Origin of the sequence: Chryseobacterium salipaludis (assembly GCF_022968825.1) — a bacterium.
In the GTDB taxonomy this organism is placed as follows: Bacteria; Bacteroidota; Bacteroidia; order Flavobacteriales; family Weeksellaceae; genus Kaistella; species Kaistella salipaludis.
In genome coordinates, this window is the sequence record NZ_JALHKS010000007.1 from 40,765 (window position 1) to 52,039 (window position 11,275).

7 protein-coding genes, 1 other RNA gene and 1 pseudogene are annotated in these 11,275 nt (G+C 39.5%); 1 reads left to right on the top strand and 8 read right to left on the bottom strand.

The window, feature by feature from the left end; translation table 11 throughout:
* From MVI27_RS11010 to MVI27_RS11020, 3 genes and pseudogenes are all read right to left on the bottom strand, one after another.
* Positions 1–4,329: a CusA/CzcA family heavy metal efflux RND transporter gene (locus MVI27_RS11010; RefSeq protein ID WP_246961777.1), complete on the bottom strand. Its 4,329-nt coding sequence runs from the start codon at positions 4,327–4,329 to the stop codon at positions 1–3.
* A 115-nt stretch (positions 4,330–4,444) separates the two neighbouring features.
* Positions 4,445–4,765, bottom strand: coding sequence for a DUF6660 family protein (locus tag MVI27_RS11015; RefSeq protein WP_246961779.1), 321 nt, complete (start codon positions 4,763–4,765; stop codon positions 4,445–4,447).
* Positions 4,766–4,843: 78 nt separating this feature from the next.
* Positions 4,844–5,326: pseudogene (locus MVI27_RS11020) on the bottom strand (site-specific integrase); the annotation flags it as partial.
* Between the two features lie 30 nt (positions 5,327–5,356).
* On the opposite strand from MVI27_RS11020, the gene MVI27_RS11025 reads away from it, so the two are divergent.
* Complete coding sequence (locus tag MVI27_RS11025; RefSeq protein WP_323134615.1) at positions 5,357–5,698, top strand: DNA methyltransferase family protein; 342 nt, start codon at positions 5,357–5,359, stop codon at positions 5,696–5,698.
* A gap of 860 nt (positions 5,699–6,558) precedes the next feature.
* Here MVI27_RS11025 and MVI27_RS11030 read toward each other — a convergent pair.
* From MVI27_RS11030 to ssrA, 5 genes are all read right to left on the bottom strand, one after another.
* Positions 6,559–7,431 carry a DUF6371 domain-containing protein gene (locus MVI27_RS11030; RefSeq protein WP_246961781.1) on the bottom strand — a complete coding sequence of 291 codons (873 nt, stop codon included), beginning with the start codon at positions 7,429–7,431 and terminating at the stop codon, positions 6,559–6,561.
* A 136-nt stretch (positions 7,432–7,567) separates the two neighbouring features.
* Positions 7,568–8,554: an AAA family ATPase gene (locus MVI27_RS11035; protein ID WP_246961783.1), complete on the bottom strand. Its 987-nt coding sequence runs from the start codon at positions 8,552–8,554 to the stop codon at positions 7,568–7,570.
* 141 nt (positions 8,555–8,695) lie between these two features.
* Positions 8,696–8,986 carry a helix-turn-helix domain-containing protein gene (locus MVI27_RS11040; protein ID WP_246961785.1) on the bottom strand — a complete coding sequence of 97 codons (291 nt, stop codon included), beginning with the start codon at positions 8,984–8,986 and terminating at the stop codon, positions 8,696–8,698.
* Positions 8,987–9,359: 373 nt separating this feature from the next.
* Complete coding sequence (locus MVI27_RS11045) at positions 9,360–10,646, bottom strand: tyrosine-type recombinase/integrase (RefSeq protein WP_246961787.1); 1,287 nt, start codon at positions 10,644–10,646, stop codon at positions 9,360–9,362.
* A gap of 215 nt (positions 10,647–10,861) precedes the next feature.
* Positions 10,862–11,261, bottom strand: a transfer-messenger RNA (tmRNA) gene (gene ssrA / locus MVI27_RS11050).
* Positions 11,262–11,275: the final 14 nt, after the last annotated feature.

Here is an 11,275-nt window from a genome sequence, read left to right on the forward strand (position 1 = left end):
TTAATTTTTAATGTAATAGTTATACTGAATAACGGCCAGGTTGTACTCATTTAATGCAACCAAGTAGTTTTTTCTGATGTCTATCGCTTGCGTAAAAAACTGATGCATTTCAGAAAACCCTATTTCCCCCGCTTTGTAACTGAGCATTGCCGCATTAAAAATTTGATCTGCCTGTTTTAAACCTATGCCTTCATAATATTTAAGCATTTCAGCAGCTTTCAGAATTTCTGTATAGGTGGTGCGAGCTTGTGCCGCGAACTGATTTTGCTGATAACGCAGCTGAGACTGTTGAATTTCTACCTCGGCTTTTGCAGATTGCAATTTTGCTTTATAAGCCGTTTTTCCAAAAATCGGAAAATCTACCGCTACAGAAAAACCCGTGATCGGATCCTTCATTCCGTATAATCGCTGAGAAAATATCCTTCCGGAAAAGTCAGGTTTGTTCTGCATTTTCTGAACATCTATATTCGCCCGTGCAATTTCTATATTCTGCCGCTGCAGGGCTAATGAGGGATGAAGACTGTCTGAGGGTAAATCATCGAGCTCCAGTTTCTCCAGGTTTGTGTCTTTCGGCAGATATAACGATTGACTGTTAAGATAAAGACTTAATTGTTGCTGTTGTGCTGCAATATTCTGTAAATTTTGCTGGCGTTGGGCCTGAAGCTCCTTCATCCGAGCTTCTGCAGCAATATTTTCAAGACCGGCTGCTTCGCCAGTTTTGAAACGAAGGTTAGCAGCTTTGTACATGGACGTATAATATTCATCCAGTTTTTGGTAGAGTTTACCCACATCCTGAAGGTACCATAGCTGGTAAAAAGCGGTATTTACTTCCCTTTTTATCACCGCGTCCAGCATGTTTTTGTTCAGTTGGTGATATTTCAGCTGCTCCTCAAAATATTTTCTTTTCGCCTTATACAACCCGGGCCATTGGATGGACTGCTGGATACCAATTTTAAAATCGCCATCCGGATCACTTGGTCTCATATCGTCGTTTTCTACAAAGATCCCAGTCTTCGGAATTTCACGTGCAGTTTTAGTTTCCAGTACGGCTTTATTGACTTGGGCACTGTTTACAGTGTACTGTAGATTATTATCTAAGGCTATATTTACCGCGTCATTTGGTGAAATTCTTTCCTGCGCACTAAGTGCACCTACGGAAGAACACAGTAAAATTATTAGCATTAAAAACGATTTTTTTTTACTAATTCTCAATTTATTTTTGATTTGATTCTTAGAATTAAATATGATATACAGTAGAGGCAGGACAAATAAGGTAAGTAAGGTTGCTGTTACCAAACCTCCAATTACCACGGTCGCTAGCGGTCTCTGTACTTCTGCGCCGCTACCATTTGAAAAAGCCATAGGAAAGAATCCGAATGATGCGACTGCCGCCGTCATCAACACAGGGCGAAGCCTGGTGGTCGTACCTTGAATGACTCTCCTGAAAATATTGTTAACGCCGGATTTCTGTAGATCCTTGAAGGTACTGACTAAAACAATTCCATTCAGAACTGCCACCCCGAATAGCGCAATGAAGCCGACTCCCGCTGAAATACTGAAAGGCATATCCCTAATCAGCAGTGCAAAGACCCCACCGATAGCACTCATTGGTATTGCGGTGAAAATAAGTATGCTGTCTTTGAAGTTACGGAAGGTGAAGTACAGTAAAAGAAAAATAAGAGCTAAGGCTACTGGAACTGCTATTTGCAATCGTGAAGAGGCCTGCTTCAAATTTTCGAATGTTCCACCGTATGTATAGTAATAGCCAGCGGGTAAGATGTTTGCATCATTAAGTTTGCTCTGAATTTCAGTTACTACACTTTCTACATCTCTATCTTTTACATTAAAGCCTACAACGATCCGGCGTTTGCCATCTTCACGACTGATTTGCGCCGGTCCGTCTTTATATTCAACCTTTGCTACCTGAGAAAGCGGAATTTGCACGCCATTTTCAGTTGGAATAAACAGGTTACTCACGTCATCGATAGAACTTCTGCTCACACTGTCGAGCCGTGCGACCAAATTAAACTTTCTTTCGTCCTCAAATACCACTCCAGCGGTTTCGCCCGCAAAAGCTGTGCTCACTGTATGGTTTATATCCTCAATATTCAATCCATAAGAGGCCAGCCTGGCTCTGTCGTAAGTAATGGTTATTTGGGGCAAACCCACCGTCTGCTCAATTTGTGGTTCGGTGGCACCTTCTACTTTTTGTACTATTTTGGCAACTTCAGGTGCCAGTTTCGCAAGGGTATCTATGTTTTCACCAAATATTTTGACCGCTACGTCCTGGCGCACCCCGGTCATTAACTCGTTGAAGCGCATCTGTATCGGTTGTGAAACCTCGAAGAATACCCCGGGAATCATTTCGAGTTTTTCCATCATCTCAGCACTTAAGTCCTTATAAGATTTGTTACTGTCCTTCCATTCTTTTTGTGGTTTCAGGGTCACAATAAGGTCAGTTGCCTCGGGCGGCATGGGGTCTGTGGGAACTTCGGCACTACCGGTTTTACCCACTACGGTGTTCACTTCAGGAAAAGATTTCAGAATTCGGCTTGCCTGCATTGACGTTTCAATGCTTTGAGAAAGTGAGGTACCCTGTGGTAAAATACAGTGCACTGCAAAATCGCCTTCCTGCAACTGCGGTATAAATTCACCACCCATCCTGGAAAACAGAAACAGCGAAATCGCAAGCAGCGCCACCGCACCGCCAACAACTGCGTATTTAAATGCAATTGCTTTCTGCAAAAGGGGCAGATGAAAATTCCGGATCTTCGCCATTATTTTATCTGCGAAAGTTTTTTTGGCGCTTATATTTTTAGACAGAAATAAGGCGGACATCATTGGTATATAGGTAAGCGAGAGTATTAATGCCCCTATAATTGCAAAAGACACCGTCTCTGCCATTGGGCGGAACATTTTACCTTCAATCCCCTGAAGTGAAAGAATCGGGAGATATACAATGAGGATAATGATCTGACCAAACACCGCAGAACTCATCATCTTTTTTGCACTTGACTGCACAGCTTGGTCCATCGTATCTTGAGACAGTTTCTGGAAACGGTGATGGACAGCAAGAAAATGTAGAGTTGCTTCAACAATAATAACGGCACCATCTACAATAAGTCCAAAGTCAATAGCACCAAGACTCATCAAATTTGCACTGACACCAAATACATTCATCATTCCAAGCGCAAAAAGAAGTGACAGTGGTATTGCCGACGCCACAATAAGCCCAGCCCGTAAGTTACCCAGAAACAGAACCAACACAAGAACGACGATGAGTGCTCCTTCGACCAAATTGGTTTCTACGGTGCGGATCGCACGGTCCACTAAACTCGTTCGATCCAGAAAAGGCTCCACGATAATATCAGGCGGCAGTGATTTTTGTATGGTAACCATTTTTTCTTTGACCCGGCTCACTACTTGCGCAGAATTTTCACCTTTCAGCATCATTACAATACCACCCACTGCTTCTTTATCGCCATTATAAGTTAAGGCACCATATCTGACTGCACTACCAATTCTGGTTTCTGCAACATCTTTTATAAGCACCGGAATGCCATTAACAGTTTTAATAACGGTATTGGAAATATCATCTAAAGATGAAATAAGGCCGATTCCCCGGATGAAATAAGCGTTGGGTTTTTTATCAATGTAAGCACCACCTGTATTTTCGTTATTTTTTTGAAGGGTTGTGAAAATATCTGCAATGGTCACGTTCATAGCTTTAAGTCTGTACGGATTGATAGCCACCTCATACTGCTTAAGTTTACCGCCGAAACTGTTAATTTCAGTTACGCCCGGTGTACCATAGAGTTGGCGGGCCACGACCCAATCCTGCATAGTTCGAAGGTCGGTAGCGGAGTATTTGTCTTCTGACCCTTTTTTAGGGTGAATAACATACTGATAGATTTCTCCTAAACCGGTGGATACCGGAGACATTTCTGGCGTACCAATACCTTGTGGAATATTTTCCTCGGCTTCTTTCAGTTTTTCACTTATCAGCTGACGAGCAAAGTAAACATCGACGCTTTCTTCAAAAACGACGGTAATTACCGACAGGCCAAATCTGGAGATTGATCTCATTTCGGTAATTCCAGGAATATTGGCGAGGCTCCGCTCAATTGGAAAAGTCACCAATTGTTCTGTTTCCTGTGCGGCTAATGTTGGTGTACTGGTTATAATCTGAACCTGATTATTGGTAATATCAGGTACAGCATCCAAAGGGAGTTTAGTAGCACTATACACGCCCCAGATGATTAGTGCGAAAGTCATGAGCCCAATTATGAGCTTGTTCTTTACACTAAACTGTATAATTTTATATAGCATTTGTAAAAATTAAGGTTAATTGAAGGATAGAGCATATTCCGTATTGTTCACGGAAATGCACGACTATTTAATAGCCGTATAATAATCCTACGAATATAAATCCGAAGGAAAAGTATTAACCTATTTTGGGGGGCTGCCAGACACCGGCAGAGGCGAGAAGGGCGTAGTTGTAATTCTTCTCAGGAAGAATATCTTTAATAAATACAACAATTTTCTGTGGAAGTAGTTTGGTGATTTGCAAAACAGTAATTGATATTCCACAGCAATTGCAGACGCAGAACGGCGTACAAAGATCCGCATGCTGATCCTGACTTTGTTCTAAATGAACATCCTCTGCGACACACACCTTATCCCCAAAACCATTCGCAGCATCGCTGCATGGTACTACGATGAGTGCCATAAAGAATAAGGATAAGAGGAAGGCGATAATTTTCACGGGCGCTAAGTTAGAAAAATTATTTTTTATCCAATATTGGAGGTAGGTATTTGTGCAATGACTTACTTCATGTTATGATTACAGCATATTAAATTTTTCCATCGCATTTATTTTAGTTTGATCTGCAATATCAATATAGGGCTTCATCGCAGCATAATCACTGTGACCTGTCCACTTCATCACGACCTGCGGTGGAATTCCTAATGCCAAAGCGTTGCAGATAAAAGTTCGTCTCCCAGCGTGAGAACTCATAATTGCGTATTTTGGGGAAACTTCATCGAATTTCTGATTACCTTTATAATAGGTTTCGCGAATAGGTTCATCAATTTCTGCCATTTCCATTAGTTCCCGTAAATATTCATTCATTTTTTGATTGCTGATCACTGGGAAAGCTTTAGATTTTTCATACACTTCATCTTTGTATTTTTCGAGTATGGCTCTGCTGTGATCATTGAGTTCAATAATTAAACTATCGGAAGTTTTTACCGTTATTATTTCGATGAAATTATCTTTAATGTCGCTTCGTTTTAAATTTTCTACGTCCGAATATCGCAACCCGGTGGTCTCGATGCTTTGAAACATGAGGGTATTTTGGCAATGGTTGTTCCGTCCGGCTGGTTAAACCGTCAGAAAAAGCTGAATAACGCTGAATTGTTAAGCGCTTATCGATTGCCAATTGGTGCCTTTGCGGGTACACAAATTGGAACGGATATTATAATTCTTAAAAAGAATAGTCAATCTCCCGCTCAAAATATTTCTGATTACTTCGATAAAAACTCACAAAATATCTTAGGGGAAATTAGGGAGAAAACCAATCGCTTCGGCCGTTCGGAGATTTACGTTCATGGCAATCTGGATGATGCAATTGGATTACTAACTAACCTTCGAAATAAAAAAAAATTGTCCGCACCGGCAATCTCTTCGAGGATCTAGTAATCAATGAACGTGATGTTAAGAAGATCGTTCCGCTAAAGAATATAATTCCTGAAATTCAAGATATTCGGAACAAATCTAAACTTGAGGATGAAACACTTAAAAAATCAGTTTTAGAAAAAATAGTCCAGGTTTTGGCGTTTAAGACAGTATAGCCCACGCCCATGGCGAGGGCATCAACTGTTTATCCTGCGATGTATTTGAAATTTCCAGATTTCTGTTTGCAGAACAAAAGCTAACGCTTCGTTTTATCGGTAAATTTGAAATGCAAATATATATAATTTAAAGCAGTATAGCCATTAGCTATTAATCTAATAGTTTACTGTTTAAAACATGGTAAAGGTTGTTTATGATTGGTTTTTAGAGACTCCAGTGCTAGGGCCAGTTGAGATTTTTTCTGACTTTTATTTCAAGCATATTGTAAAAAGAATTCACCTTTGGTACCTAGGATCTATGGTAAGTGTTATCGTAAGAGCACCAATAAAAAATGACGACCTTTTCATCTGCAAAACGACCCGCCCCTTCTATATCATAGCTTCTAGTTTGCAATTCCAAACTCGATTTTACGCACGTGTCAAATGGAACTTAAAAATGATTTCTGTAGTTTCAATGTGAAGCCAATTAGCTTTCTTAAAATATGTAGCTATGAGGCTGGCTGGCCTTATTAGATTTATAGTTTGGTAGGGAAGAAGAGTTTAATATGGATCTCCGCTTCCGATTGTTGGGCTCACTATACAAATACCAATAGGCTGCTCCAGCATTTACCTTAGTCCATCGTTTTCTTATTAAATGCGATTGAATCAAAAATGACAAGCCTTATATTAATATAAAGAATGCTTCAGTTAAGACTCTATTATATTTTATGGTGTATTTCCTTTGAAAACTGCTCGAATTACCTCATCTGCTAAATCCCATCCTTTATCCTTCTCTGGGCTTTCCATAATTTGAGATACTTGAATGACAAGGCCATGTTGTCGCAATGAATCTGCAGTGCTTTTCCAAAGTTCAAATTCACCATTATCCGGATATGCCGTAACTGTTCTACCTTTTAAAGGTCGTAACATATTAAGATTAAAATTACTTTTACCGCCGGTGGCTAAATATATAACACTATCATCCACGAGAGACATTATAAATGCTGTTTTTTCGCTTTCAACTATAGCAATATCTTTGTCCATATCACTGGTGATGAGGTGGAGCCCAAACAGGCATTGTTGAAGGTTGAAGTTTTGCGTTTCTAAAAAACTGTGTACCCAAATAGCATCCGTTGTTACTTGAGGATATTTAAGTCGTTTTCCCGTTGTAGAATCGTACTTAATTATTTTTCCTGCTCGAACGTTGTTTATTCTGTCCTGCTGCCAGAAAACGGTGCTTTTACCGCCTAACTTACTTGACGTTCCAACACCGTATGTCTGCGCATGCCTCTCAACGTCTTTTTTAGGAAATACTTTTTTGCAGAATAAGATGAGATTGTTGTTACCGTAATTTCTCAGAGTGGTATCAACGGTTTCTCTAGAATGAAAACTCGGGACTTCCGGAAGTTTATAGAGTTTACTGTCAAAACTTGTCCTGTCATTTTTACCAAAGAACGCTCTGCAGCAAGAATGGCAATAGCCAGTGTTAGGATCATATTTGTCTGGGGCAAATTTGCCATCATTATTGGATTTTCCGCACGGGCAGGTCTGCGCCAGTATGCGACGTTTTCCCCTTGAAAATGCGAATTTTTTTTGCATTTCTTTCTGAATTATTTGCTGAATATTCACATTGAATAAAATGTGAACAAATTATTGATTATAAGAGTAATACGATTATAAAAGTGAATATTCATTCATTCACGCCCTAGGGGGTGAATGAATGAATAATTTTAAATCATGTTTTATTCTTCGATAAAATCCGGCTCACTTTAGATTGGTTCGTTCCTAGCTTTTCTGCGATTGCTGTCTGACTTATGCCAGTTTGAGCAAGCTCCAGCACTTCATATTCAAGTTCTATTTGCTTAGTGTTGCCTGCGGCGCCTAGATGTTCAAAACTTACACGTCCACCTGTTGCAGAGAAATAAAAATTATCATTCATTTCCAGTACAATACTACTTTCCTTAAACTCCCGTGGCAGATAGTTGCCTTTGACAATGCAAAAATGTCTTTGGGAGTTCTTATGCCTGTCAGGCCGAAGTTCAACTACCAGTCTCATCTTACTTTCGAAACCTTGCGAGCCCAGTAAATTGTGTTTGCTGGGTGCAAATTCATCTGTGCGTTTTCCGGTATGATGTAATACAATAACAAGGCACTGATACTTCTGAGCGAGTTGACTATAATCATTTAGAAAACTACGTACTTGGTTGCTCTCGTTCATGGATCTGCCATAAAGATCTCCAAATGTATCTAAAACAATCAAGTCTGTGGGCTCGGACTGGAGTTCCAATTCTAATCTTTCTAAAAGGTTCTCGGTCTCCGTTATAAATTTTAATCCCCTGTATTCGGAAGCTGGCAGTTTATACTCGTTGTTCAGTTTTTGTAACAAAAACGCCAAACTTTCAGCAGAATCTTCCGAACTTACATAAATTGCTCTGTTATGCTGAGCGTTTATATTCATTCCGATGAAACTTTTCTGGCCAAGTACTACAGATACCGCAAAATGGCGTACTAATGAACTTTTACCTACGTCAGAACTTCCTGCAAAACCAATAAGTCCTACTTTTGGAAATATCGGCTCTAATAGAGTCGGGATTTCACTTACATCCATCTTAATTAATTCCTCGGCCGAAATAGTCTTTGCTTTAATCTCGTTCCTATAATGCTCAGCAATCGCCGTCCGATCTTCTTTCACTGACTGCATAACACCTTTTATATCCAACATAATGCTACGTTTTTTAGGTTGTTAAACATTATTAAGACGGTGTAAAAAGAAGCTTCGTGAAATAGTAAGTATTCACTATATTTGCAGGTCTTATACTCATTTACTAATACGGCTCCTACGCACTGCAATGCTTGGGGCTTTTTATTTTCCATTAGTCAGCGGTATTAAAAGTTTTAAAAGATCTGAGCGCTTGAAAAACTTTCGCCCTTCGATGCCGTAGCTTTTTACCGTGCCTTTTTTCTCCCAGTTCCACAAGGTGGTTCGGTTAATGTCAAGTAGCTCGCACACTTCCTTGACTGATAAAATTTCTTTAAGATTGTCGTTCGCCGGATTGGTTGGCTTTGCTTGTGTTGCAGTTAAAATCTGCGCAGTTAATACCAGTAATGCATCTAGAGCTTCTGGTATCTCATTGAAAGATACTTTTTTCTTCATTTTGAAAATTTAAGTTTGATATTAACCCAACTTTCTAAGTACAAACAAAAAGAGTAGCTTTGTAATTACATTAGGCCGTGCAAAGTTTAATGTAACCTACTCTGTTTTGCTCGATCTTTTCTGGTCGGGCATTTTTTTGTAAAATAATTTTTTTAATGGTTCATTTTTATGGTATAAAATATATAGTGTTGTGTCCTTCTGTGTTTGTTTCTGTTGATTCAAAAATAGACCCTTTAACGTATCATTCCAAATTTACAACTACGGATAAGTTAGGTTTTGACATCAAAATTTCGCATAAAAAAAACAAAATCGTACCTAGAGTATGCTCTGGGTATGATTTTGCTTTTTATAAATTGTTAGTAACTTTTTTAAATTATTCTATTCCGGCATTTTTATAATCAGCTCTAAGCAGCTCAGCTTTCGTAATAGCTCCCATTTTATCGTAAAGTTGGACCATTGACGAATGGCTGTGCCCAGAAATTTGCTTTATTTTTTCATAGTCAATCTGCCGCAGGAAATTTGAAATAAAACTTCTTCGCCCAATATGTGAAGAGATAAGTTGAAATTTAGGAAAGTACCCAATTTGATTTCGGTAAACAGTTCTGCCATTTATTTCGGTTTTTTGTCTTCGTCGTGAGCCGTGGATTATTTCTGTCAAGCCAGCCTTTTCACACACCTCTTTTATGTATTCGTTAAACTTCTGTTCCGAAATAGCCCGCGGGAAATTACCGTTTCGCTTATTTAAGATTTTGGCGACCTCGTTAAAAAGTGGGATTGTAATTTCTTTCTTGCCTTTATTTTGGATTATAGTAATGAATTGCTCCCCATTTACCTCTGTGATTTTATCCGGTGTAAACTGCATTAAATCACTAACTCTTTGAGCTGTCCAGCAGCATATCAATAGCCAGTCTCGAGCGTTGTCAAGTGACTCCTTCTCAAAATTAACCGCTTTTATGAGGTCTAGCTCTGCTAAGGAAAGGTAAGGATCTTCATATTTTTGCTCTTTTGGAGTGGGGAATTCTCTAGCTAATTCCCATGTCTGCGGATCTATAGATACAGTTAGTCCTTTGTCTTTTGCGTATTTCCAGAAGTCCCGAATATTCCCTAAAGTTTTTCTTACATAGGACATCTGATGCCCGTTTTCTTTCATATAGGAGGCAAAATTCTTTTTAAAGCTGTCATCAATATCACTCATTCTTAGCTTCGGGTATAACTTATTAACTAAGTTGCCGGTGCGCCGATACGCTTTAACAGTGCCATCTGCTAGCCAATGCTTCGACGTAAAGTAATACTCTAGGAATCCATTAAAATCTGTGGCAATCTCCAAGGTTTTAGCCTTCTTTCCGTTTAAGGCGCTAATAAAATCTACTATTCTCTGCTCACTCAGGCTATCACTTTCCTTTAGCTCATTTAGGTAGCTTTCGACCTTATTTTGATATTCTAACAGTTCAGCATTAATCTTTTCTCTCTCTAATAGTTCAGCCTTAGCTGCGGCTAATCTGCCTCTGGTGACTATGAGCTTGTTGTCTTTCTGATCCCACTCATCTACATGCACCACGAACTTAGTTGCTTTCTGTACAGTAAAAGAAGTTCCGGATGTTACAGATATGTAAATCTTTTTTTTCTCCTTGGTTCCTCGTAAGTAGTAAAATGAAGCCATTCTATTGCATTTGTTTTTATTGTTACAAATGTAGGAATTAAAACATTACAAGCTATTTCTTTGTAATAAGATTTTGTAATAATACGATAAACCCAATTGAACAAATTTAAACATTAAACATCAATAGAAGCCCTTGCTGAAAGGCGTTTAGTTGTTTAATTGGTGAAGAATGGGTAATAAAAAAGGCACTCGGGAAAGTGCCTTTGTTGTGTGGGTGGTGGAGTTGGAGGGATTCGAACCCTCGTCCAAACAAGCAATACATAAGCTTTCTACATGCTTATTCTGTACTTGATTTTCGTCGGCAAACAGAGTACAGACACCCAATCTGCCGCTTAGCTTCTGAAATTTTCGTTCCCGGGCCAAAGCCTCCCGGGACTTATTTCTGCATTTCTATGCCCCCGGATCAAACGTCGCAGAACAGAACGTTTGGGAGACATCTTGCTTCCTTACTATACTTCGGGAAAGCGCAAAATCCTACTGTGATTCAGATTATGCTGCAAGAGCGAACTCTTCGTTGCCAGTTAAAAATGCGTAGCAAGGGATTTAAGAGATCGCGCTACGGTTCTCTGCATGCTTACTTACCTATTGGTCTTGCTGTCGAAACCAGTCAACCCCAATTGATTAGCCTG